The organism is Vibrio aerogenes (genome assembly GCF_024346755.1).
GTDB lineage: Bacteria > Pseudomonadota > Gammaproteobacteria > Enterobacterales > Vibrionaceae > Vibrio > Vibrio aerogenes.
Map to the genome: position 1 here is coordinate 3153683 of NZ_AP024861.1, position 24607 is coordinate 3178289.

Here is a 24607-nt window from a genome sequence, read left to right on the forward strand (position 1 = left end):
TGGACGCGCAGTCAAACTGCGCGCTTTTGATTTTCAGATTTACCCGGATATGAAAAAGCCCCGGCATACGCCAGGGCTTTGAATGTGGTCGGTGAAGAGGGATTCGAACCCCCGACCCTCTGGTCCCAAACCAGATGCGCTACCAAACTGCGCTATTCACCGAAAGAAACAATTTATTCACCGAAAGAAACAATTTATGTTCATCAGAATGTCTCATTCGGGCCGTATGATACTGATTCTTTTTCCTGAAGCAACTTATTTCTGCATGTTTTTCAAAAAAAAGCTCCAAGTGGTTAAAAGACACTCTACAGCAGATGTAAATGTGACTATAAGCACATATTTTTCAACAAAAATTCAACCAATTAAACACATTTGATCCAGATCAGCACTTTCTGAAACATTGCGACTTAATGTGGACCGTGTTGTTATCTATTACGAAAATATCAACGACATGAATCCCTGATTTTGAATGCCAGTCTCTGCCAAGCGAATCAGGGTTTGTAAATTTTTGTAACATGATCAATAACAAATCTCCTCACTAGATCGCTTAGCAACTGTAAATAAACAGAAAATGCTATGCACCGGAGCGGATATTATGTCCACTCCGGTTTTTTATATCTTTGGTCTCAGAAAGAATGCTGATGATCCGGTCATTTGATTGAAAATCCCCTATCCATATCTGTTTCATCCATATATCCCACCAGACAAACAAATGGTAAACTCCGGACAATGGTATATCTGAGGCTTCAGATTACCGGATTGTAGTCGTCGAATCACGTTTGGAGTCCTGCTTATGTCCCAGGAAGATTTCAATCTGTTTCAGCAGATGGTTCAGGGGGTAAAACCTTTAAGTCATGATACAGCCGAGCTGAAAACCAGTCACCAGGCCACTGAGGCGCAGTTAGCCCGGCGGGAAGCGGCTGAGTTTATCAATAAAGATGATGAAGATTATCTTTCCTTAAATCATGCACCGATGCTTAAGCCTTATGATGTCATTGCATTTAAAAGAAATGGTGTACAGGATGGCGTTTACAGGAAATTACGTCTGGGAAAGTATCCGCTTCAGGCCAGGTTAGATCTTCACCGCCATACTCTCGAACAAGCCAGAAAAGAAATCATCAGATTTATCGATCAATGTAATAAAATGGATATCAGGACGGTTGTGATTGTTCATGGCAAAGGGGAACGCTCCAATCCTCCTGCATTGCTCAAAAGTTTTATTGCTCACTGGATGCCACAAATTGATAACGTTCAATGTGTTCACAGCGCCCAGCCTCAGCATGGTGGAACCGGCGCAGTTTATGTACTACTCAGAAAAAGTCAGGCACAAAAGCTGGAAAACCGGGAACGTCATCAAAAAAGACATCCAATCTCCTGAACAGAAACGGAGATAAAAAATACGGGTTGATATGACTCAACCCGTATTTTCTTACTTAATTTATCACTTCGTACCAATGATTACTTCGTACCAAAAATCTTATCGCCCGCATCACCGAGTCCGGGGACGATATAGCCTTTATCATTCAGCTTTTCATCAATTGCTGCTGTATAAAGTTCCACATCAGGGTGGGCTTTTTCTAATGCTTCAATCCCTTCAGGCGCAGCAACCAGAACTAACACTTTGAAGTTTTTGCAGCCCTTTGATTTCAGCAAATCAATGGTCGCAATCATCGAACCACCAGTGGCAAGCATCGGATCCACAACAAGTGCGATACGTTCCTCAATATTTGAAGCGATTTTGTTGAAATAAGGAACAGGCTGAAGGGTTTCTTCATCACGGTAGATACCCACCACACTAATCCGGGCACTGGGAATGTGCTCCAGCACACCATCCATCATGCCAAGCCCGGCTCTCAGAATCGGCACAACAGTGACTTTTTTCCCTTTCAGTTGATCAACCTCAACCGGTCCATCCCAACCTTCAATCGTCACTTTTTCTGTTTCAAAATTTGCGGTTGCTTCATAAGTCAATAAACTACCGACCTCAGTCGCCAGTTCACGAAAACGCTTTGTGCTGATATCCCCTTCCCGCATCAGGCCTAATTTGTGTTTGACCAAAGGGTGTTTAATTTCAACAACTTTCATCTACATCTCCGACAATAATCTCATCAATAAACTTGCTGATTATATACTGAAATGTGACCTGACGTCAGAACACAAACGGATTACATGAGTCAATTTCATAGCCGTTACATAAAAAAATCTGTACCACACACACAAATTAGCCGACGATCCCGTTCATTGATGCCTCATATACCCAAGTGACCTCAAGATGCAGGATTCAGAGCGCCATCAACAGGTCCGGTTCAAGGAAAAGAACTGAAGGAATGCACCCGCCTTTCGAAGTTATTTGACGCAGAAATGGACCTGTTGATGCGCTCCCGAAGGGCGAGATTGATTGGCTCCTGCCCTGTGTTACTGATTTTCAACGTAGAATGACTATGTTTACAAATCAGTGCCTTGGTCAGAAGCCAATCAACTCTCGCTGAACATGCATCTTAAGGTCACTTGGGTATATCGCCTTGACAGGCGGTTATCATTTCTTCTGCTATTTTCCCTGAACCTGACTGGGTTGATAAAACTCTGAATCCAGCATCTTGAGGTCACCTGAGTATAAATCAGCAAAAATGATTTTTTCAGACAAGAAAATACACGCAAACGTTTTCCTTTTATTATTTTCCCTTGTAGAATAGCGCCGTTTTCATATCCAACTAACAAACGAGGACGACCCCGTGACTGGACAAAACAAGTCTCTGAGTTACAAAGATGCCGGTGTAGACATTGATGCAGGTAATGCACTTGTTGACAGAATTAAAGGTGCAGTAAAACAGACCCGACGCCCTGAAGTAATGGGAGGTTTAGGTGGTTTTGGTGCACTATGTGAAATCCCTGCTAAATATTCTCATCCTGTACTTGTCTCTGGTACCGATGGCGTAGGCACAAAACTACGTCTGGCTCTGGATATGAAAAAACATGATACGATCGGAATCGATTTAGTCGCGATGTGCGTCAATGATCTGATTGTTCAGGGGGCTGAACCTCTTTTTTTCCTCGATTATTATGCAACCGGAAAACTGGATGTCGATACCGCAGCTGATGTCGTCTCAGGTATTGCTGAGGGATGTCAATCAGCTGGATGTGCATTAATCGGCGGTGAAACGGCTGAAATGCCCGGCATGTATGAAGGTAACGATTATGATGTTGCTGGTTTTTGCGTCGGTGTTGTCGAAAAAGAAAATATCATCGATGGATCAAAAGTCAGTGCAGGTGACAGCCTGATTGCTGTAGGTTCAAGTGGCCCTCATTCAAATGGTTTTTCTCTTATTCGTAAAATCCTGGAAGTTTCCGGCGCTGATTTAAGTGAAAAGCTGGAAAATAAAACCATTGGTGAACACCTGCTGGAACCCACAAAAATCTATATCAAATCTGGTTTAAAACTGATTGCAGAACATGATATTCATGCAATTTCTCATATTACCGGTGGTGGTTTCTGGGAAAATATCCCAAGAGTGCTTCCTGAGAATACAAAGGCAGTCATTCAGGGAAATAGCTGGGAATGGCCGGAAATCTTCAAGTGGCTTCAGGCTCAGGGAAATGTCGAGACCCATGAAATGTACCGGACATTTAACTGTGGTGTCGGGCTCATCATCGCCCTTCCTTCTGAGCAGGCTCACTCTGCAGTTGAACTTTTAAAGGCAGAAGGTGAAAATGCATGGATTATCGGTCAGATCGAACAAGCCGACACGAATGAAGAACAGGTTGAGATAAAGTAATTTAATGAAAAATATTGTTGTATTAGTTTCAGGAAACGGGACGAATTTGCAGGCGATTATCGATGCCTGCGATTCAGATATCACGAACGGGAAAGTGACCGCTGTTTTCTCAAATAAAGCAGATGCATTTGCTCTGGAACGAGCCAAACAAGCCGGTGCCAGTGCAATTTTTGTTGATCCCAAATCGTTTGATACCAGAGATGCTTTTGATCGCTCTTTAATGGAGCAAATTGATCAGTTTGAACCAACGCTGATTATACTTGCTGGATATATGCGGATCCTCAGTGGAGAATTTGTTCGCCATTACATGGGTAAAATGATCAATATCCATCCATCTCTTCTGCCAAAATATCCGGGACTGAATACTTATCAACGAGCAATCTTGGCCGGTGACGAGGAACACGGCACCAGCGTTCATTTTGTAACTGAACAACTCGACGGCGGACCGGTCATCCTTCAGGCGAAAGTTCCTATTGACGATGATGATACAATCGACACTCTGACGAAAAAGGTCCAAACTGAAGAACACCGCATTTATCCTCTGGTCGCGAAGTGGTTTATTGAAGAGCGTGTAAGGATGGAAAACGGCATTGCATACTTTGATGATAAAGAACTTGGCGTTCACGGTTACACCGGTCCTCATAACTGATTGTGTCCTTATAACTGATGATGTCCTCATAAATGATTGTTTGGTTGGCCATCGTGGCCTTCATGCAAACATATCAGACACAAAAAAAGAGAAAGGCAACACCTTTCTCTTTTTTCAAACAATCACCGGAGCGAAGTACTAATCACATGAAGCCGGAGCCTAACAACCGGGTTTCGCCTCAGCAAAAGGCACATCTTTCAATAACGCAGCATTGCTTTCTATCAGTTCTCCACAATGAAAAACGTTATACTCTCCCGGCTTCATCCGGGTCCACGCCTCATTAGCCGTTAAAGGCTGAGTTGCAATCACCGTGACAATATCCTCCGGGGAGGTCTCTTCCTGAAAATTAACTTCAACATCCTCATCGATCAATGTGGCTTTACCAAAAGGCGCCTGACGGGTGATCCAGTACAGATGATTCGTACAATAGCTCATGACATACTCACCATCTGTCAGCAGCATATTAAAGACCCCCATCTCTTTTAACTGATCACAGCAGGAAGCAATGTAACGATATACATCTTTCATGTTAGCCGGCGGCAGAGGATAAACATCATCCAGCTTTTTCAGTAACCAGCAGAAAGCCTGCTCACTATCTGTCTGACCAACCGGCCGATGATTTTCCGTATCAAGATCTTCAAAGCCAGTCAGCTGGCCATTATGGGCAAATGTCCAGAATCTACCCCATAGCTCTCTGGTAAATGGATGGGTATTTTCCAGATTTACGTGACCACGGTTTGCCTGTCTGATATGACTGACGACCGCTTTGCTCTTAATCGGATAATTCTGTACCAGTTGTGCAATTGCAGACTGATACCCTGGTTTTGGATCTTTAAAAGTCCTGAATCCTTTCCCCTCATAAAAGGTAATGCCCCAGCCATCCCGGTGTGGACCGGTTTTACCACCTCGCTGAATCAATCCTGTAAAACTAAAACAGATATCCGTCGGAACATTTGCACTCATCCCGAGCAATTCACACATATCACCTTTCTCCGTTATCAGGGGCAGTTATTCAACACCCTGATCAAGCCATTTCTTTCTCAATCAACATAATTAAAATATGAATGATTTTAATATGAATTTCCTGAATTCGATCAGCATAACCAAAATGCGGCACCCGGATTTCAACGTCAGCAATACCGGCCATTTTTCCACCATCTTTACCGGTTAATGCGATGGTTTTCATCCCTTTCGCTTTAGCCGCTTCTATTGCCTTCAAAATATTGCCTGAATTACCGGATGTTGATAGTCCGAATAAAACATCGCCCTGAGCACCAACCGCTTCAACATAGCGGGAAAAAACAAACTCATAACCAAAATCATTACTGACACAAGATAAGTGACTGGGATCTGAAATCGCAATTCCCGGATAACCCGGACGATTTTCACGATAACGCCCTGTCAACTCCTCGGCAAAATGCATCGCATCACAGTGAGAGCCACCGTTGCCACAGGAAAGAACTTTTCCTCCCTGCTTAAATGAATCTGCAAGCAACTTCGCCGCTTTTTCTATTTGAGCAATATTCTCATCATTACTTAAAAAAGTATTTAAAACATCAGCGGCTTCAGCCAGCTCATTTTTAATTAAATCCTGATACATAGGCCCGTTTCTCTTTGATATTCCGAAAATTATGTCACTATTATACTTGATATATTCTTAAGCTACCTCAAATCAACTGACAACATACTAAGAACTTCATACAAGAACAACAGAGTTACATCACGAAACTGGTAGGACCATCGGTTAAGCACTAAGCTTAAATCAGATGAATCCTCTCAGGAAGGAAAGACGTATGAGCCTGCTGTTTTCTGTGATTGTTTTATTTCTGATATGGGGAATTTGCTTATACCACCGGGCTTCTTTGCTTGTGACTCTCAGTAGCCTGTTCGCCACTTTAGCGATGTTAACCTTTTTAAACATCGCTGGGGCTGTTGCCTGGTACTTTATGTTACTCATTGTGGCCTGCACAACAATCCCGGCTTTAAGACAAATATTATTCACCTCTTTTTTATACAATCAGTTTTCAACCAAACTGCCACATATTTCCAAAACAGAAACTGAAGCACTGCATGCCGGAACGGTCTGGTGGGAAGCTGAATTATTCAGGGGAAAGCCAGACTGGAAAAAACTTCATCAATATCCTGCACCACATCTTACTGCGAAAGAACAGGCATTTATTGATGGGCCGGTGAACCAGGTCTGCGAAATGGCCAATGATTTTCAGATCACACATGAGCTGGCCGATTTACCGCCAGAGATCTGGAACTTCCTTAAAAAGCACCGGTTTTTTGCTCTTATTATCAAGAAACAATATGGCGGTCTTGAGTTTTCAGCGCATGCTCAATCGGTCATATTACAGAAGCTCGCCAGCGTCTCCGGTATCTTATCGATCACGGTTGGCGTACCTAACTCACTGGGACCCGGTGAATTGTTACAACATTATGGAACGGAAAAACAAAAAAATCATTATCTCCCCAGACTGGCATCAGGAAAAGAGATTCCATGCTTTGCCCTGACCAGCACTGAAGCAGGTTCAGACGCAACCTCCATTCCTGACAAAGGCATTGTTTGTGAGGGAACCTGGGACGGCAAAAAAATATTGGGTATCCGTCTGACATGGAACAAGCGCTATATTACTCTGGCTCCAATCGCAACAGTGATCGGACTGGCTTTTAAGCTCAAAGATCCGGATCACCTGCTGGGGGAAAAAACCAATATTGGTATCACTTGTGCACTGATTCCGGCAGATCTGCCGGGGATCAAAATCGGCAGGCGGCATTTTCCATTAAATGTGCCATTTCAAAACGGCCCGACTCAGGGGGATAATGTGTTTATCCCGCTTGACTTTATCATTGGCGGCGCAGCCATGGCAGGTCAGGGCTGGAGAATGTTGGTTGAGTGTCTTTCTGTCGGTCGGGGAATTACTCTGCCATCCAACTCTTCTGGCGTGACAAAAACCGTTGCACTGACGACAGGTGCCTACGCAAGAATCCGTCACCAGTTCAAGCAACCCATCGGACAGATGGAAGGTATTGAAGAACCACTTGCAAGGCTTGGCGGAAATGCTTATCTCATGGATGCAACCTGCTGGTTAACCACCACAGGGATTGATTCAGGAGAAAAACCATCCATTATTTCAGCCATAGTCAAACTACACACAACGCACAGAACACAGCTGGTTCTCAAAGATGCCATGGATATTCTGGCCGGTAAAAGCATCTGTCTCGGACCATCGAATTATCTGGCCCGCTATTACCAGAGTGCACCGATAGCGGTCACAGTAGAAGGCGCAAATATTTTAACCCGCTCGATGATCATTTTCGGTCAGGGAATCATTCGGTGCCATCCTTATATCATTCAGGAAATGGAAATTGTCCGCTCAGATCATCAGCATGGTCAGAAAGCCTTTGATAAGATACTCAGCCAACATATTGTCTATATACTCAGCAACTTTGTCCGTTCGTTCTGGTTCGGCCTTAGCGATGGAATCGGCAGTGTAAGCCCGGTTAAAGATCAGACCAGGCGATACTATCAGCAACTCACCCGCTACAGCGCTAATCTGGCTCTGTTAGCCGACATCACATTACTGACTCAGGGAGCCCGGCTGAAAAGAAAAGAGCGCTTGTCAGCCCGGCTTGGAGATATCATCAGTCACCTTTATCTGGCCTCATCCTGCCTGAAACGCTATGAAGATGAAGGGCGTTGTGAAGAAGATCTACCCCTGTTGAAATGGGCAACAGAAGACTGTATGAAAGAGATAGAAACAGCAATTTTACAACTACTTCACAATTACCCTTCCCGCTGGTTAAGCCGTTGGTTAAAGTGCGTGCTGATGCCTTTCGGCTCTCTCCGGCATGGTCCCGATGATGAACTTGATCATCAGGTAGCTATGATTCTTCAGTCTCCGGTTGCTTCCAGAAATCGCCTGGGATGCTATTTGTATCAAAACCCTGTTCCGAACAACCCTGCAGGTCAAATCAACCAGGCGCTCAACCATATTCTTGACGCTGAGCCGATATTTGAAAAAATATGCCAGCATAAAAGTGAACATTATCCATTTATGAAGCTGGATAAATTAGCAGCAATGGCACGACGGGAAGCGCTGATTTCAGAAGAAGAAGCTCATATTTTAGTTCGGGCTGAACAAGAAAGACTTTATGTGATCGGCGTAGACGATTTTTCATCAGAAGACTTGATGGGCGGGCAATATAAAAAATGAAGTCTCCCGGAGAAAAACACGGGAGACGATTCATTCTAAGCGGATTATTTCTTTGGCATATTCAGCTGAAGTTTAGGCTGGAGTGCTTTCTTCGCCTGATGTTTGCGGTATAGCAGCCATCCGATGAGCCCAATGATAATAACAACAACATTCCCGACACCGATATATATCATCTTCATGATCCGGGATTTTTCCCGGTGCGCCAGTAATGCAGCTTCCCGCTCTTTACGCAGTTGCTCTTGCTTCGCCTGTTCCTGCAATAAACGGGTCTTCACAAGGTCCAGCTCTTCAACAACACTATAGGTATGCAAGGGAACAGCAAAAGCTAGCTGACGTTTTGAGGCAAAATCGGTCGCATAAACCTCGCCATCCCATTTATAGTTTCCAAGCGCCCCGGAGTTAGGGATCATCAGTTTAATAGTCTGTCCCTGCTCTCCTGTACTCCCTTCAGCATAATAAACATCACCGTAGATGTTCTCTTGCTCCACATGCGCCACTAAAGAGCCCGGTGTAATTGTGCCGGCAAGACCAGTAAAAATGATTTGATGGGGCTGTCCTGCGATGCGGGACTGGATAAAAGTCGTTGTATATGGCGTTGGATACACCAAAACTTCCTGTTCCTGAGCCCGGAGAAATACACCATTTCCCGAGGTAATCCTGACACGATACTTGCCCGGTTCAGGTGAGATGTTTAACTTCACGGTAAAGACGCCATCCCCGGCTTTTTCGTCTAAACCCCGCCCGTCATCAGCAAACTCTCCGACAACATTCGGAATCGGTCTGGCCTCTTTCAGCAATTTATCTGCGTTTTCAACATACTTGGTAAATGTTACCCGTAACTTGACCCGATCTAAGAAATCACGCAGCTTCAGTGGTTTATCATCAGATGTCAGCCGGGCAGTAAACTTAATCGTCTCATTGTGAAAAATCCGGACAGGTAATTTTGACGCGGTCAATTTCAGGTTCGATATGAGCTGTACATTATTTTTGGGAGTCACTTTACCAATAGCCTGCCACGGTCCCGGCATCGGGTTGTCAATGGAAACAATATCCATCGCAGGCTCCTGATACCATTGCACATTGTCCGGGTGACGTGATGAATAATACTTGACGCCATCAGGCCGGACTAAAACAACCGGGCGGGATGGCTTGGAACGATAAATAACAAAGTTAATCTGAGAAATGGTCGGGTCAACACGAAAACGGTTATCCAGTAACGACATTGAAGATTTTGTTGCAGCATTACTTCCCAGACTCACGACAAGCCCAACGATGATGATTAAAGTCCGCAACATATATTCAATTCTCCTACTGACGCCACAAACAAGTACCACTTTTTTCAACGAGATCTAATCTTTCCTGATGTGCTTGTAATTCATCGGCAGAAGCCTTCAAAACCTTTAATGTTTTTCGTTCTGAAACGACACGTCTGACAGAATCACCTTCTCCTGAATTCTGACCGGCAGAAAATTCAAGTGACGTCTGCCCACCCGTCATTAACAGATAAACATCAGCCAGAATCTCAGCATCGAGTAAGGCTCCGTGCAACGTACGGTGAGAATTGTCAATCCCATAACGATCACAAAGCACATCAAGATTATTCCGTTTTCCCGGGAAAATCTTCTTCGCCATTGCCAGAGTATCTGTAATCTGGCAATAGTCAGAAATTAAACCGGTGCCCGCATTTAATTTAGCAAACTCGTAGTCAATAAACCCGGTATCAAAGGGCGCATTGTGTGCAACCAATTCTGCACCTTGCATAAATTCAAGAAAAGAGTCATGGACATCAGCATACTCAGGCTTATCCACTAAAAACGCATCGGTAATCCCGTGAACCTCAATCGCTTCAGGCTGAATTTCCCGATCTGGTTTCAGATACACATGAAAATGTCTGCCCGTTAATTTACGGTTAATAATTTCAACGGCACCAATTTCGATAATCCGGTGGCCTTCGTAATGAGGACCGCCTTCACGATTCATACCGGTTGTTTCGGTATCAAGCACAATAATCCGGTGCGCTCCGGACTCATTGCCATGTGTTTCAGTACTGGTATTCATAGGGATAACTGTGTCAGACTATATTGAATCAATCATTCACTCTATAGTAACAAATCATGACGAAGCAGGTAGAAATTTTCACTGACGGCTCCTGTCTTGGAAATCCGGGCCCCGGTGGATACGGTATTGTATTACGCTATAAACAAGTTGAAAAAACACTATCTCAGGGTTTCCGGCTCACCACAAATAACCGGATGGAGATGATGGCTGCAGTGGTTGCGCTTCAGTCACTTAAGGAACCCTGTCATGTGGTTTTAACAACGGACAGCCAATACGTTCGCCAGGGTATCACGCAGTGGATATTTAACTGGAAAAAAAGAGGATGGAAAACCGCGGATAAAAAAGCGGTTAAAAACGCAGATCTGTGGCAGGCACTCGATCAAGAAGCGCAAAAGCACAAGATTGACTGGCACTGGGTCAAAGGACATACGGGGCACAGAGAAAATGAGCTCTGCGATGAACTAGCCCGGACTGCGGCAGAAAGCCCAACTCAGGATGATACAGGATATATCCCGGCAGCCTGAGTGCATCAAATTACTTTCCGGTCGAGGTCCGGTAATTCAAACGCACCGGACTTAATGTTCTTTTCAGACGCCAGTGGGGTTTAATTGGCTGTAACGGATAAGTTCTCTTCCTTGCAACAATAAAATACAGGCTGCTGAAAGAACGAATTCCCCCTCCGGTATTATTTTCCAGCCATGTCCAGAAAGCCCGGCAGTTTTGGGCGGGGAACAGCCCGTATCTGTCACATTCAATGACCTGATAATTCAGCACACCCAGCCAGTCAGCAATCCGGTTGGGGGTAAACATCCGCCCGCTCCACGGAAAATATTTTTTACGCCACGGTAACAAGCTTGTGCAGCCAACCAGACTCACGGGATTAAACCCGGTGATCACAATATATCCGTCATCAATCAGCACTCTGTCGACTTCACGCAGCATTCGGTGTGGATCATTGCAATAATCCAGCTGATGGGCCATCAGAACCATATCAACACTTTTTTCCATAAACGGTAATGCATAACCATCAGCAATAACCGTATGCAACTTATTTTCAACATCCAGATGAACCTGATGTTGAATATTTGACTGACTACTGGCAATCTCACAACTCAGGCCACCAAGTTTCAACATATGGTAACCAAATAACTTAGGCCACCACTCGTCCAGACGCGCCTGGATTGATTCACGAACCCATGAACCATTTTTAAGCTGGTCCCAAGAGTAGGGCTTTTCAATTTTTTTTTGACTACGTGCTGGTTCCATGACTTAACCGTGCTAATAATGTGCAAATGAATGGAGAAAACTCATGTTAAACATCAAAAGCATACCTGCATTCAGGGATAATTACATCTGGCTGATTCAAAATCAGGAGCAACATTGCGTCGTTGTCGATCCGGGCGATGCCCAGGTTGTTTTATCCTTCCTGGAGAAAAACAATCTGGCACTGGATGCAATTCTGATCACGCATCATCATGCTGACCACACGGGTGGTATCTCAGATTTAATCAAACACTTTCCCGGAGTCAATGTAGTCGGTCCGGTTGATGAAGCAATTCAATCAGTCACTCACCCGGTCAGGGACGGTGAACAAATTGAAATATTCGGGCATACTTTTGACATTATGGGCCTGAAAGGTCATACCCTTGGACATATTGGCTATTATCACGAAGACATTTTATTTTGCGGCGATACCCTGTTCTCTGCCGGATGTGGCCGGGTCTTTGAAGGCACCTGCGAAGAGATGTGGCTTTCGCTGCAAAAACTGATGGCCTTACCTGAAACAACCCGGGTTTACTGTGCACATGAGTATACAGCGGCGAATCTTGCTTTTGCACTGGCCGTCGAACCAGAAAATGCCGCTCTGCAGCACTACCGGGAACAGGTCAACAGACTTCGGGCAAATCACCAGCCAACGATCCCTTCAACCATTGGTCTGGAACTGAAAGTTAATCCATTTTTACGTCCATCAGAGCCGGAGATCATCAAATCTGTGTCAGATCGCACATCGCAACATGATCCACTCTCTGTCTTTACTGCTCTGAGAACATGGAAAAACGAATTTTAACGATTTGATCCTTGTCATCCGGATGTTTCAGCAAGTATCATCACAAGCCACTGGATAAAGAACTGTATCAATTTTATGAGAAATCATATTTTCGGAGTGTTATTGCTCCTGCTGGCAGGATGCCAGACAACTCAGATAAGCCATCAGAAAACGGAAGAAGTACCAGAGAAAACGGTACAGGCGCATAGACCTTCTGCTGACACTGAAGTCGCCGTATCCCAGTCTTCCCCGGCTCAGCCTGTGATAATGCAACCCGATTTACCTCAGGATCAATCCGATCTTTGGCAAAGAATCAGTATGCAGTTCTCACTTCCTATTCCACAGAACAAATCCGTTCAACGTTACCGGAACTGGTATTTAAAACATCCACAGCATCTGATTACTGTCGCTAAACGCGCAACGCCGTTCCTGTATCTCATTACAACCAAGATAGAAAAACGTCATCTCCCGCTCGAACTGGCTTTGCTCCCTGTGGTTGAAAGCTCATTTGACGCATTTGCCTATTCCCATGGCCGGGCAGCAGGACTGTGGCAGTTTGTTCCTTCGACAGGGAAAAGATATGGGCTGCAACAAAATTTCTGGTATGACGGCAGAAGAGACGTGAATGCAGCCACAGACGCAGCTCTCAATTACCTGACTTACCTGAACAAAAAATTCAAGGGTGACTGGTTTCATGCTATCGCCGCCTACAATAGCGGTAGCGGCAGAGTTGACAGAGCAATCAAAAAAAACCGGAAGAAAGGAAAGCCGATTGATTTCTTTTCACTGGATCTACCCAAAGAGACCAGTAGCTATGTTCCCAAATTACTGGCTCTCGTTGATGTTATGAATAACAGGGATAAATACGGCTTAAAAATTCCACATATTGAAAATAAGCCATTCCTCCAGTTGATCAATCCTAAAGAGCAACTGGATCTGGCCGTTGCGGCTCAGTATGCCGATATCAGTGTCAGAGAACTTCAAAGCTATAATCCGGCTTACAATCAGTGGGCAACCGCCCCGGACGGGCCCTATAAATTATTACTTCCGATCGACAAAATTAACCACTTCAATCATTCCCTTGCGCAAAATCGCGGTAAAGGTATCAAGCTCATACATTACAAAATTCGTTCGGGAGACACACTCAATACGATTGCCCGGAAATATAAAACAACCAGTCAAATTATACAAAATGTCAACGGCTTGCCTGATAATCTGATCCGGGCCGGACAATATCTGATGATACCGACCTCTGCAAAAGGGAAAGAAACGTATGTATTGAGCCTGAATAACCGGCTCAAAAAAATTCAGTCGACACCCCGGGGTCAATATCGCTTATTCCATACTGTCCGCTCCGGAGACAGTCTGTGGAGCATTGCTAAAAAGTACAAGATATCTCATACCTCACTGGCAAAGTGGAACGGGATGAGCCCGAGAGATCCGTTAAAAGTGGGCAAAAAACTTGTCGTCTGGAAAAAATCATCCAGTGGCGCAATTATTCGTCCTTTGTATTACAAAGTACGATCCGGCGATACACTCAGTGGTATCGCCAGTAAGTTCAGAATCAAAACATCCGATATTATTAAGTGGAATGATTTAACGAAACATAAATACATTCATCCAGGGCGAAAACTGAAATTATTTGTAGATGTGACCAAAGTCAGCACATAGGATATTCCTATTGTGCAGATATCAATGAAAAAGATGCCTGAATCGGGTTGTGGTCAGAAGCAGAAGTTTCTGCTACACCTGCCTGATTCAAAATCAAACCACGGTAAAACAAGTGATCGAGTGGGTATCCATCATACTGTTTACGGTGGTCTGGCGATGGGTAATCTACTTCTGTCATAGAAAGTTCAGACATCGTTTGATGCAGATAACTCATTCGCTCTTCACTCCAGCTATTAAAATCTCCGGCAAATATCACAGGACCAACGTGTGACCGAATCTTTGCAGTCAGTTCACCGAGCTGATCCCGGAATGCTTTGATGCCCAGAGTAAAGTTAACTGCGTGAATATTCACCACGGCCAGTGTTTGTTGATCCGACAACGGATAATAGGAGATCAAAGCAGACTTCGGCAATCGAATCCAGGGTTCCATCTCCAGATATGCACAGGATGAAAGAGGTAAATATTCTGACAGGTTCATCACCCCCATTCCCTGATCCAGTACAGAAAATGCGTGTGCCTGAACAGCCTGCCATCTGGGGTTTTCTTTCAGCCACAATTGAAACCCGGATGACAAATTTGACTCCTGTAATAACACCAGTTGTCTGTCCTGACTGAACTGTTGTAAAGCCTGAGACCAGTCAGAGCGGTTTTCTTTATAGATGTTCCAGACAAGAACGTTCAGATTCCCATGATCATCAACAGGAGAAGAGCCATCAGTTAACTGACTACATGTGCGGGAAACAATCATATCCGGCAGTGCGCCAATGTCTGAAGATCTTTTTAACAAGACAACTTCCGGGGTGGCGGGCAGATCAAACATATAATCAAGAATGACACCACCAACCAAAACTAACGCCAAAATAATAGAGATAAGCCTGCTTTTTTTAAAACGAAATGACGCCATTGAATTCACATATTTATTGATTTGTTTTAGATACTTTGGTGATAAAGAAAGGAGCCATATGGCTCCTTATCATCACATCTGACTAGATTGCATCGTCGTCTTCTTCGCCGGTCCGGATTCTTACCACACGTTCCACATCGGTAATAAATATCTTTCCATCACCAATTTTACCGGTTTGAGCTGTTTCGATGATTGCATCCACACATTGCTCAACAACATCACTGGAAACCACAATCTCAAGCTTCACTTTCGGGAGAAAATCAACCATATACTCAGCTCCCCGATAAAGCTCAGTATGCCCTTTCTGACGCCCGAATCCCTTGACTTCAGAAACAGTCATACCGGTGATCCCAACATCGGCAAGTGCTTCACGAACATCATCAAGCTTAAACGGTTTAATAATCGCTTCTATTTTTTTCATGTTCATCCCTTAAACTGTATCATTTGTCTGCATTATCCGTCACCGGACAAAAACATTCAATAAACCCCAAGCAATCATCAAGCCAAAAAATATTTTACTTTACAATAATCACTCAACAGAAGTGGTATGAGAAGAAGATAATCATTCACAATAATACTCATATCCTATCTGCTTTCCAGATTAAATCACAACCGGTCCCGGTAAAATCTCTGTCAACAAACAGCTGAGCAATGGCAACAACCTGTTCTCCTGCCATCAAAATTGGCATTCGTCTTCGTTGCCAGACAGGCACCTTGTATTCCTGAAACAGTTTTTTTAACCGGGTTCTTCCACATCGCCCAACCGGACAGGCTGATAACCCCTGCGGGTTAAAACCAATAGTCAGAGAAACCCCTGCCAGCTTTTCCCTGCTCAGCGAGCCTTGATCACACTCCCTGAGCGTGATCAATCCCAGATCATCAGGGAGCTCAACCGGTTGATTAAATGTAATTTTATGCTGCCATTCCGTCACATCGGTGACTGCAGGCAAACAATATAACCGACCGGAAAAACGACGAATAACAGAATTGCCTAAATGTAACCGGGGATCGGCATCTTCCTTAGCCAATATCACCTGATGATAAAGCGTCATGAGTTGAACCCGGGAAGGCATTTGCAGATCATAACGCGCCAGCCACATTCTTAAGACCCGCCTGCATACGGCTTCACTTAATGAGAGCAATACAGGGACAGATAAACTCCCATCAGGAAGCTGGGCACGATCCAGTTGCTGCGCCAATAATTCATCCAGTAACGCTTCCTGCTCTGCACACAATTCTGTACTTCGCTGAATTGCCACGGGCAATTCAGGCCAGCGTTTTAACAAAACAGGTGCAATTTTATGCCGGATAAAATTCCGGTCAAAGTGCAAATCCTGATTGCTTTCATCTTCAACCCAGTCTAACTGATGCTGCTTTGCAAATGATTCTATTTCAGTTCTGGATATTTTCAGCAATGGCCGGACAAGTTTTCCTGCACCGAACCCGGAGACTTCGCCCATGGACGACAACCCTTTGGGCCCGCTTCCCCGTTTTAATGCCAGTAAAAAAGTTTCCAGTTGATCATGACTATGCTGCCCTGTCAGTAACAAATCATTTGCCCCAACATAGTGCTGCAGTGCCTCATACCGGGCCTGACGGGCTATCGATTCGAGACCACCTTTACTCTTTTTATCCAGCGATACCGGATGTAGCTGAAATGCAATATCTTCATCCTGACACCACTGACGACATCGTTCAGCCCACAAATCAGCATCAGGACTCAAACCGTGGTTAATATGGACCGCAAGCACTTCCCGGCCTGTTTCCCTGATAAACCCGGAGAGCAGGTGCAGCATCACTCTGGAATCAATGCCACCACTGAAAGCCAGTATAAAACGGGACTGGGCTTGACTGTGATGCATCAAAACCCGGTAAAAATGTTGTTCAACAGAGGTCATTTTGACTCATAACAATTGATATTAAACAGCAGAATTTGTCTTCATTGGTTCAGGGAACCGATCGAATCAAAGAGGGAAGCCGACGCTTCCCTCTGATCATTCATAATAAAAGAACAAGAACACCAGACAATCAACAATATCCATAATTCATTAAACGATGGTAACGACGATCCAATAATGAATCAGCATCCATATTCTCAATATCAGCCAGCTGTTTCAGCAAAGTCTCTTTAATATTACGGGACATTTCTTCAGGTTGACGATGGGCGCCACCTAACGGTTCTTCGATCACTTCATCAATGAGTTCCAGCTCTTTCAGACGAGGTGCAGTCAATCCCATTGCTTCTGCAGCCTGAGGCGCTTTATTTGAGTCACGCCAGAGAATGGATGCACAACCTTCAGGGGAAATGACGGAGTAAGTAGAATACTGAAGCATATTCACAAAATCACCAACACCAATCGCCAGTGCACCACCGGAGCCACCTTCACCGATAACATTACAAATCACCGGAACTTTTAAACCCGACATCACCTTGAGGTTTTTTGCAATCGCCTCTGATTGTCCTCTTTCTTCTGCGCCAACCCCCGGATATGCTCCGGCGGTATCAATAAATGTAATGATCGGCATATTAAAGCGCTCAGCCATCTCCATCAGACGTAATGCTTTCCGGTATCCTTCTGGCTTAGGCATGCCAAAATTCCGAATCACCTTATCTCTTGTTTCTCGTCCTTTCTGGTGACCGATCACCATCACAGGGCGATCGTCTAAGCGGGCAATCCCTGCCACAATCGCTTTATCATCAGCAAAAGCACGGTCACCAGCTAATTCATCAAAATCAGTGAATATATGCTGAATATAATCCAGTGTGTATGGGCGTTGAGGATGGCGGGCCAGCTGAGCGACCTGCCATGCACCAAGATCACTGAAAATTTTCTTTTTCAGCTCAAGGCTTTTCTTTTCCAGTTGTTCGATTTCTTTGTCCAAATCAACAGAAGAATTACCGTGACGGGAAACATCACGCAACGCTTCAATTTTGGCTTCAAGTTCGACTATAGGCTTTTCAAATTCTAGAAAGTTCGGGCTCATTTACTGATCCTTCTTGATTCAGCTTCTCATTGAAAGCTGAACTTTAGTTAAATTCCAGTTCTACCTGACCAGAGCCAAGTAACTGTGTTAATTCGTCTAATAATGTATCATTCGGTGTGATACGCCATTCTGTGCCCAGTGTTAGCCTGCCTCTGGCATCTGCACGCTGATAATAGATATTCACGGGCACACTACCAGCTCTGTATGGCTCCAGTATATGGGTAAAACGCTCAAAAAACGTCTCATCAATCTGCGCCTGCTCGATGGACAATGACAAACTTTTTGCATATTTTTCTCTGACAGTATCTAAATCCATCATCTCACGGACAGTCATTTTAAATCCGCCATTGAAGTCATCAAAGCTGACCTGTCCGCTTAAGACAACAATTTTATCCTTTTCTAATAAGTCAGCATACCTTTCAAGCGCATCAGAAAACAACATCGCATCAAGACGGCCGGAACGATCATCCAGCGTCAGGATACCGATACGGTTTCCTCGTTTCGTTGTCATGACTTTAGCGGAAATAATCAATCCTGCCACCACAACGGACTGATCCCGCCTTGTTGGTGTTACATCTTTCAGTCGACAATCAACATAGTGATTCAGTTCCTTCAGATAGGCATTGACCGGATGTCCGGTTAAATACAGTCCCAGAGTTTCACGCTCACCTTCAAGCCAAACCTTTTCCGGCCATGGAGAGACTTGAGTATACCGTTGCTCTACTGCCTCTGGCGCTTCGGTCAGCACACCAAACATGTCAGTCTGTCCAAATGACTCAGCCTGTTTATGCTGGCTGGCAGCCTTAACTGCATCATCCAGAGAAGCCATCATGGCAGCCCGGTGTGGTCCCAGCCGGTCGAGTGCTCCTGCATGAATCAGTTTTTCAATCACCCGTTTATTGACACGCTTTAAGTCGATCCGGGCACAAAAATCAAACAGGTCTTTAAAATGACCACCCGCACTACGGGCTTCAAGAATCGCATCAATCGGACCTTCTCCAACCCCCTTAATCGCACCAATACCGTATACAATAGCGCCATGTTCATCCACATTAAAACGATACAGACCGACATTGATATCAGGCGGCAAAACTTTAAGGTCCATCCTGATACATTCATCAACCAGACCGACGACCTTCTCCGTATTATCCATATCAGCGGTCATTACAGCAGCCATAAACTCTGCCGGATAATGTGTTTTTAACCACAACGTCTGATAAGAAACTAAAGCATAAGCAGCGGAGTGAGATTTGTTAAAACCGTAACCAGCAAATTTCTCCACCAGATCGAAGATCTTCATGGACAATTCACCGTCAACACCATTTTTAATCGCACCATCTTCAAAGACAGCCCGCTGTTTGGCCATCTCTTCAGGCTTTTTCTTTCCCATCGCCCGGCGCAGCATATCTGCCCCACCTAACGTATAACCAGCAAGTACCTGAGCAATCTGCATGACCTGCTCCTGGTACAAGATAATCCCGTAAGTTGGATCGAGAATCTCCTTCAAAGATTCATGCTGCCACTTTTCATCCGGATATGAAATTGGCTCCCGGCCATGTTTCCGGTCAATAAAGTTATCAACCATACCTGACTGAAGCGGTCCGGGACGGAACAATGCAACCAAAGCGACAATATCTTCAAAACAGTCGGGCTGTAACCGCTTGATCAGGTCTTTCATTCCTCTGGATTCAAGCTGGAACACTGCCGTGGTTTCTGAATTTTGCAGTAACCGGAAAGAAGCCGGATCATCTAATGGAATCGATTCTATCCGTAACGGTATTTCCCCAGACGCTTCCCGCCGGGGATTGATCAAACCAAGCGCCCAGTCAATAATTGTCAGAGTCCGGAGCCCAAGAAAGTCAAACTTGACTAAGCCCGCCGTTTCCACATCATTTTTATCAAACTGAGTGACTGGATGATGCCCTTCCGGATCGCAATAGATAGGCGCAAAATCAGTAATTGATGTTGGCGAGATAACCACACCACCGGCGTGTTTACCGGCATTTCGGGTACAACCTTCCAGGATACGGCACTTATCAATCAGCTCTTTGACGTCTTCATCCGTGTCATAAAGCTCTTGCAATGCAGGCTCTGCTTTAAAAGCTTTTTCAAGCGTCATTCCTGGATCTGGCGGGACCAGTTTTGAAATCCGATCAACAAACCCGAATGGATGCCCTAATACCCGGCCGACATCGCGGATAACAGCTTTTGCAGCCATCGTTCCGAATGTAATGATCTGAGATACGGCATCCCGGCCATACATGTCGGCAACATGATCAATCACCTGATCCCGTTTATCCATACAGAAGTCGACATCAAAGTCAGGCATGGATACACGCTCCGGATTCAGGAAACGTTCAAACAGCAAGTCATATGCTAACGGGTCAAGGTCGGTAATTTTCAGCGCGTATGCCACAAGAGAACCAGCACCGGATCCCCGCCCGGGCCCCACAGGAATATCGTTATCTTTTGACCACTGGATAAACTCCATCACGATCAAAAAGTAACCGGGGAATCCCATCTGGTTAATCACATCCAGTTCGATCTGCAGACGTTCATCATATTCCGGGCGTCTCTCCTGACGAACATCAGGATCAGGAAATAAAAATTCAAGACGCTCTTCCAGGCCTTCCTGAGACTTCTTAATCAGAAAGTCTTCAATTTTCATCCCTTCCGTCGGGAAATTTGGTAAAAAGTATTCACCAAGACGAACGGTAACATTACACCGTTTGGCAATTTCTACGCTATTTTCCAGCGCCTCAGGAATATCACTGAACAGCTCGCACATTTCTGACTCTGAGCGAAGATACTGCTGTTCACTGTAATTTTTCGGCCGGCGTGGATCTTCAAGCGTATAACCATCATGAATCGCCACACGGATCTCATGGGCTTCAAATAATTCTTTATCAAGAAAGACAACATCATTGGTCGCTACAACGGGTAATCCGGTCTTTTCCGCCAGCTCGACGGCAAAATGCAGATATGTCTCTTCATCTGGCCGGCCGGTCCGGGTTAACTCAAGGTAAAAGCGTCCGGGGAAGTATGCCTGATAAAACTGAACTTCCTGCTCAACCTGTGCCTGATTACCTTTCAGTAAAGCCCGCCCAATTTCACCATCTTTACCGCCGGATAAAACAATCAACCCTGCTGCATGCTTTTCCAGCCATGATTTATCTATCACAGGCTGATGCTGAACATGGCCGCGCTGATAAGCTTCTGAGATCAGGAGTGTCAGATTTTTATAACCTTCATTATCAGCAGCCAATAAAGTGATGCGGGTTAATTCATCACCAAACGCTTCAGACTGAAGCGTAAAATCAGCGCCGATAATCGGCTTAATCCCACAATTATGTGCTGTGCTGTAGTATTTGACTAACCCACAAAGGTTCGTAAAGTCGGTTAACGCCATTGCTGGCATCCCCATTTCTGCCACCCTCTTAACCAAAGGCGGCACTTTAGACAAACCATCAACCATAGAGAAATCACTATGAACTCTGAGGTGAATAAATCTGGGGTCAGACATGCAATGAAATCCTGAAGGAAGAAAATAAACTAAAAATGTATTTTACGGAATTATACCCGCAAGTCATCTCCGGATGCTCAGTTTTGATCCTGAGACAATTGCTGCTCAGCCAGCACTCGTGCAACCGGTTTAAAACTTTGACGATGTTGTGCAATCACGCCATATTTCTCAATGGCCGCAAGGTGCGCTTTTGTCGGGTAACCTTTATGTTGCGCAAAACCATATTCAGGGTAGCACTGATCAAGTTCATCCATCTCGCGATCCCGGATGACTTTCGCTAAAATTGAAGCGGCACTGATTTCAGCGACACGTAAGTCCCCTTTAACCACCGCAAGCGCAGGCAAAGAGAGTTCAGGAAGACGATTACCATCAATTAAGACAAACTCTGGCTTGATCTTTAATCCTTCAACAGCTCTCTGCATTGCAACCATGGTCGCCTGAAGAATATTAAGATGGTCGATTTCTTGTGGGCTACACCGGCCAACAGACCATGCAATGGCTTTCTGCTGAATTTCCGGAAACAACGCCTGACGTTTCTTATCTGATATTTTTTTTGAGTCAGTTAATCCTGCGATTGGCCGGGTTGGATCCAGTATCACTGCTGCTGTCACAACATCACCGACCAAAGGACCACGACCAACTTCGTCCACACCAGCAAAAAGTTTGTATTCCTGAGGATACTTAAAAGGTTCATATTCCACTTTATTCTTCATTGAACTTCCCGATTAACTTTAGTACAGCCTCTGCCGCCCGGGCATCTGCATTTTTACGGATCAACGTATGCATCCGGGTAAAATTTGCCTGCATATCGTCATTATTACCCGCCAGAAGGCGGGAAACTTCATGATAAAGATTATCCGGATTGCACGCCTCAAGTAAGAACTCTTTCACAACTTCTTCATCTGCAAGAATATTGGGTAAAGAAACATATTTCGTTTTAACCAGACACTTTGCAATCAAGGCTGTCAGTTTATTTACCCGATAACCGACCACCATAGGACGGTTAATCAGCATACATTCCAAAGCAACCGTTCCGGAAGCCAGCATCACCACATCTGATGCAGCAATCACATGTCTTGCTGTATCCTGGATCAGGATAAAATCAAGCTCAGGTGCATGCTGTTGCCACAAAGTCTCAAACTGCTGTTTTCTTTTATCATTGACAACTGCAACAACAAAACCCAGTTCAGGATAACGTTGATGTAACCGCCGGCATGTTTCAATGAAAACGGGCGCAATTTTTTCAAGCTCACTCCCCCGGCTCCCCGGAAGTACTGCAAGCCAACGCCGAGATGGATCCAGCTCAAGCAGGGCTTGCGCTTCCTGTTGATCTGAGTGTAATGGTATCGAATCAGCCAGTGTATGACCGACAAATTCACAGGGTACATTAAACCTGTCGTAAAATGCTTTTTCAAATGGAAGGAAGGCTAAAACCAAATCGGTCGCCCGTGCAATTCTATGAATTCTCTTCTGACGCCATGCCCAAACGGAGGGGCTTACGTAATGCACGGTTGGAATACCAGCTGCTTTTAAATCATTTTCCAGCCGGAGATTGAAGTCAGGCGCATCGATACCAATAAATACATCAGGACGATGCTCTGTAAAATATTCGACCAGCTGCGCTTTGATTTTAAACAAACGAGGTAAACGCCCCAAAACTTCGACGATTCCCATGACGGCGAGTTCTTCAATATCAAACAGTGAATCACATCCCTGCGCATTCATTTTCGGGCCGCCAATACCAACAAACTGAGCATCAGGTGCATGCTGCTTAATTGCTTTGATTAATCCTTCACCTAAAGTATCACCAGAAAGTTCTCCGGCCAGAATCCCAATTTTCAGCGGTTTGTTTTGCTCATTATTCATTAGCTTCCTCATCATCTGTCAGCAACCGATGCAGCTACCACGGCTAAAATTGTAAGGCGCGCTGTAAATAAAAAAAGATCGCTATTTAAAATAACGATCTTTCATTCAGGTATGTCATTTTTCAGCGAATAATACCACGGGTCGATTTTTCAAAGAAAGACAGAAATGCTTTAACCGCCGGGGTTGTGTCTGCCTCTTTTTCAATTTCAGCCTTTGCTTTATCAAGCGTCAAACCACTTCTGTAAAGTGCTTTGTAAGCTCTTCGAATCGCATGGATTTCAGCTTTTTCAAACCCGCGACGTTTCAGGCCTTCAATATTGACACCAAATGGCGCACAGTGATTTCCCTGAGCCATAATATATGGCGGCACATCCTGTACAACAATCGAACCGCCGCCTAACATCGCGTGCTCACCGATATTACAAAATTGATGGATTGCCGACATGCCACCTAATATCGCATAATCACCAATCGTGACATGACCGGCCAGTGTCGCATTATTCGCAAAAATACACTGATTACCGATAACACAGTCGTGAGCAACGTGTGCATTAATCATAAACAGATTGTCGTGCCCAACCCGGGTTATTCCCTGATCCTGCACTGTTCCCCGATGCATCGTCACACTTTCCCGAATCGTATTGCGATCCCCGATAATAAGCTGGGTATCTTCTCCGCGGAATTTCAGATCCTGACAATCTTCACCGATCGAAGCAAACTGGAAAATACGATTATCTTTGCCAATTGTTGTGGGCCCTTTGACAACCACATGAGAAAGCAACTCTGTACCTTCACCAATTTCCACCTTGGCATCGACATAACAAAATGGCCCAATCTTAACTTTTGCACCAATGACTGCACCTTCTTCAATCACGGATGTTGGGTGAATCTGAGCTGTTTCATGAATCATA

General features: G+C 44.7%; 21 protein-coding genes and 1 tRNA gene. 7 read left to right on the plus strand and 15 right to left on the minus strand.

Translation table 11 applies throughout. The features are described 5' to 3' along the window. Positions 1–85: 85 nt before the first annotated feature. Positions 86–162 (minus strand) — tRNA-Pro (locus OCV29_RS13965). 631 nt (positions 163–793) lie between these two features. Here OCV29_RS13965 and smrA point away from each other — a divergent pair. Next, on the plus strand, positions 794–1378 hold the full coding sequence (gene smrA / locus OCV29_RS13970) for a DNA endonuclease SmrA (protein WP_073602472.1): 585 nt from the start codon (positions 794–796) through the stop codon (positions 1376–1378). Positions 1379–1458: 80 nt separating this feature from the next. Here smrA and upp read toward each other — a convergent pair whose 3' ends face one another. Next, on the minus strand, positions 1459–2085 hold the full coding sequence (gene upp, locus OCV29_RS13975) for a uracil phosphoribosyltransferase (protein WP_073602473.1): 627 nt from the start codon (positions 2083–2085) through the stop codon (positions 1459–1461). Between the two features lie 647 nt (positions 2086–2732). On the opposite strand from upp, the gene purM reads away from it, so the two are divergent. Both purM and purN read left to right on the plus strand, forming a co-directional pair. Further along, positions 2733–3773 carry a phosphoribosylformylglycinamidine cyclo-ligase gene (gene purM, locus OCV29_RS13980; protein ID WP_073602474.1) on the plus strand — a complete coding sequence of 347 codons (1041 nt, stop codon included), beginning with the start codon at positions 2733–2735 and terminating at the stop codon, positions 3771–3773. A gap of 4 nt (positions 3774–3777) precedes the next feature. Next, complete coding sequence (gene purN / locus OCV29_RS13985; RefSeq protein WP_073602475.1) at positions 3778–4422, plus strand: phosphoribosylglycinamide formyltransferase; 645 nt, start codon at positions 3778–3780, stop codon at positions 4420–4422. A gap of 159 nt (positions 4423–4581) precedes the next feature. Here purN and OCV29_RS13990 read toward each other — a convergent pair whose 3' ends face one another. Beyond that, positions 4582–5403, minus strand: coding sequence for a class II glutamine amidotransferase (locus OCV29_RS13990; protein ID WP_073602476.1), 822 nt, complete (start codon positions 5401–5403; stop codon positions 4582–4584). A 43-nt stretch (positions 5404–5446) separates the two neighbouring features. Next, positions 5447–6022: a D-sedoheptulose 7-phosphate isomerase gene (gene lpcA / locus OCV29_RS13995; RefSeq protein ID WP_073602477.1), complete on the minus strand. Its 576-nt coding sequence runs from the start codon at positions 6020–6022 to the stop codon at positions 5447–5449. 193 nt (positions 6023–6215) lie between these two features. Between lpcA and fadE the strand changes: the two genes are divergently transcribed. After that, positions 6216–8642, plus strand: a complete 2427-nt coding sequence (fadE, locus tag OCV29_RS14000) for an acyl-CoA dehydrogenase FadE (protein WP_073602478.1) — start codon at positions 6216–6218, stop codon at positions 8640–8642. A 44-nt stretch (positions 8643–8686) separates the two neighbouring features. On the opposite strand, the gene OCV29_RS14005 is transcribed toward fadE, so the two are convergent. Next, complete coding sequence (locus OCV29_RS14005) at positions 8687–9937, minus strand: TIGR03503 family protein (protein ID WP_073602479.1); 1251 nt, start codon at positions 9935–9937, stop codon at positions 8687–8689. Between the two features lie 13 nt (positions 9938–9950). Continuing rightward, complete coding sequence (gene dnaQ / locus OCV29_RS14010; protein WP_073602480.1) at positions 9951–10700, minus strand: DNA polymerase III subunit epsilon; 750 nt, start codon at positions 10698–10700, stop codon at positions 9951–9953. A 56-nt stretch (positions 10701–10756) separates the two neighbouring features. Here dnaQ and rnhA point away from each other — a divergent pair, with 56 nt between their 5' ends. Next, entirely contained in the window at positions 10757–11224 is a 468-nt protein-coding gene (gene rnhA / locus OCV29_RS14015) for a ribonuclease HI (protein WP_073602481.1), read from the plus strand. 10 nt (positions 11225–11234) lie between these two features. Here rnhA and OCV29_RS14020 read toward each other — a convergent pair whose 3' ends face one another. Continuing rightward, entirely contained in the window at positions 11235–11966 is a 732-nt protein-coding gene (locus tag OCV29_RS14020; protein WP_073602482.1) for a methyltransferase domain-containing protein, read from the minus strand. Between the two features lie 43 nt (positions 11967–12009). On the opposite strand from OCV29_RS14020, the gene gloB reads away from it, so the two are divergent. Next, positions 12010–12768, plus strand: coding sequence for a hydroxyacylglutathione hydrolase (gloB, locus tag OCV29_RS14025; RefSeq protein WP_073602483.1), 759 nt, complete (start codon positions 12010–12012; stop codon positions 12766–12768). 75 nt (positions 12769–12843) lie between these two features. Further along, positions 12844–14418 carry a LysM peptidoglycan-binding domain-containing protein gene (locus OCV29_RS14030; protein ID WP_073602484.1) on the plus strand — a complete coding sequence of 525 codons (1575 nt, stop codon included), beginning with the start codon at positions 12844–12846 and terminating at the stop codon, positions 14416–14418. A 7-nt stretch (positions 14419–14425) separates the two neighbouring features. Here OCV29_RS14030 and OCV29_RS14035 read toward each other — a convergent pair whose 3' ends face one another. The 8 genes from OCV29_RS14035 to lpxA all read right to left on the minus strand — a co-directional run bounded on the left by OCV29_RS14035 (position 14426) and on the right by lpxA (position 24606). Further along, positions 14426–15322 carry an endonuclease/exonuclease/phosphatase family protein gene (locus OCV29_RS14035; RefSeq protein ID WP_073602485.1) on the minus strand — a complete coding sequence of 299 codons (897 nt, stop codon included), beginning with the start codon at positions 15320–15322 and terminating at the stop codon, positions 14426–14428. A gap of 82 nt (positions 15323–15404) precedes the next feature. Next, complete coding sequence (gene glnB / locus OCV29_RS14040) at positions 15405–15743, minus strand: nitrogen regulatory protein P-II (protein WP_073602486.1); 339 nt, start codon at positions 15741–15743, stop codon at positions 15405–15407. A 157-nt stretch (positions 15744–15900) separates the two neighbouring features. Further along, positions 15901–17220: a tRNA lysidine(34) synthetase TilS gene (gene tilS / locus OCV29_RS14045; RefSeq protein ID WP_073602487.1), complete on the minus strand. Its 1320-nt coding sequence runs from the start codon at positions 17218–17220 to the stop codon at positions 15901–15903. A gap of 130 nt (positions 17221–17350) precedes the next feature. Beyond that, the gene (gene accA, locus OCV29_RS14050) at positions 17351–18307 is read right to left on the minus strand and encodes an acetyl-CoA carboxylase carboxyl transferase subunit alpha (RefSeq protein WP_073602488.1); all 957 of its coding nucleotides are present in this window, start codon (positions 18305–18307) and stop codon (positions 17351–17353) included. Positions 18308–18350: 43 nt separating this feature from the next. Then, entirely contained in the window at positions 18351–21830 is a 3480-nt protein-coding gene (gene dnaE, locus OCV29_RS14055) for a DNA polymerase III subunit alpha (protein ID WP_073602489.1), read from the minus strand. A 77-nt stretch (positions 21831–21907) separates the two neighbouring features. After that, a complete protein-coding gene (rnhB, locus tag OCV29_RS14060; protein ID WP_073602490.1) occupies positions 21908–22543 on the minus strand; it encodes a ribonuclease HII in 636 nt (211 codons plus the stop codon). Next, the gene (gene lpxB, locus OCV29_RS14065) at positions 22533–23696 is read right to left on the minus strand and encodes a lipid-A-disaccharide synthase (protein WP_073602491.1); all 1164 of its coding nucleotides are present in this window, start codon (positions 23694–23696) and stop codon (positions 22533–22535) included. Before lpxB ends, rnhB begins: the two co-directional genes overlap by 11 nt. Positions 23697–23817: 121 nt before the next feature. Next, the gene (gene lpxA, locus OCV29_RS14070; RefSeq protein ID WP_073602492.1) at positions 23818–24606 is read right to left on the minus strand and encodes an acyl-ACP--UDP-N-acetylglucosamine O-acyltransferase; all 789 of its coding nucleotides are present in this window, start codon (positions 24604–24606) and stop codon (positions 23818–23820) included. Between the last annotated feature and the right edge of the window lies 1 nt (position 24607).

Bases quoted from the DNA above. Each gene is read 5' to 3' on its own strand.
- smrA (WP_073602472.1), top strand. From the start codon at position 794: ATGTCCCAGGAAGATTTCAATCTGTTTCAGCAGATGGTTCAGGGGGTA.
- upp (WP_073602473.1), bottom strand. From the start codon at position 2,085: ATGAAAGTTGTTGAAATTAAACACCCTTTGGTCAAACACAAATTAGGC.
- purN (WP_073602475.1), top strand. From the start codon at position 3,778: ATGAAAAATATTGTTGTATTAGTTTCAGGAAACGGGACGAATTTGCAG.
- OCV29_RS13990 (WP_073602476.1), bottom strand. From the start codon at position 5,403: ATGTGTGAATTGCTCGGGATGAGTGCAAATGTTCCGACGGATATCTGT.
- lpcA (WP_073602477.1), bottom strand. From the start codon at position 6,022: ATGTATCAGGATTTAATTAAAAATGAGCTGGCTGAAGCCGCTGATGTT.
- fadE (WP_073602478.1), top strand. From the start codon at position 6,216: ATGAGCCTGCTGTTTTCTGTGATTGTTTTATTTCTGATATGGGGAATT.
- OCV29_RS14005 (WP_073602479.1), bottom strand. From the start codon at position 9,937: ATGTTGCGGACTTTAATCATCATCGTTGGGCTTGTCGTGAGTCTGGGA.
- dnaQ (WP_073602480.1), bottom strand. From the start codon at position 10,700: ATGAATACCAGTACTGAAACACATGGCAATGAGTCCGGAGCGCACCGG.
- rnhA (WP_073602481.1), top strand. From the start codon at position 10,757: ATGACGAAGCAGGTAGAAATTTTCACTGACGGCTCCTGTCTTGGAAAT.
- OCV29_RS14020 (WP_073602482.1), bottom strand. From the start codon at position 11,966: ATGGAACCAGCACGTAGTCAAAAAAAAATTGAAAAGCCCTACTCTTGG.
- gloB (WP_073602483.1), top strand. From the start codon at position 12,010: ATGTTAAACATCAAAAGCATACCTGCATTCAGGGATAATTACATCTGG.
- OCV29_RS14030 (WP_073602484.1), top strand. From the start codon at position 12,844: ATGAGAAATCATATTTTCGGAGTGTTATTGCTCCTGCTGGCAGGATGC.
- OCV29_RS14035 (WP_073602485.1), bottom strand. From the start codon at position 15,322: ATGGCGTCATTTCGTTTTAAAAAAAGCAGGCTTATCTCTATTATTTTG.
- glnB (WP_073602486.1), bottom strand. From the start codon at position 15,743: ATGAAAAAAATAGAAGCGATTATTAAACCGTTTAAGCTTGATGATGTT.
- tilS (WP_073602487.1), bottom strand. From the start codon at position 17,220: ATGACCTCTGTTGAACAACATTTTTACCGGGTTTTGATGCATCACAGT.
- accA (WP_073602488.1), bottom strand. From the start codon at position 18,307: ATGAGCCCGAACTTTCTAGAATTTGAAAAGCCTATAGTCGAACTTGAA.
- dnaE (WP_073602489.1), bottom strand. From the start codon at position 21,830: ATGTCTGACCCCAGATTTATTCACCTCAGAGTTCATAGTGATTTCTCT.
- rnhB (WP_073602490.1), bottom strand. From the start codon at position 22,543: ATGAAGAATAAAGTGGAATATGAACCTTTTAAGTATCCTCAGGAATAC.
- lpxB (WP_073602491.1), bottom strand. From the start codon at position 23,696: ATGAATAATGAGCAAAACAAACCGCTGAAAATTGGGATTCTGGCCGGA.
- lpxA (WP_073602492.1), bottom strand. From the start codon at position 24,606: ATGATTCATGAAACAGCTCAGATTCACCCAACATCCGTGATTGAAGAA.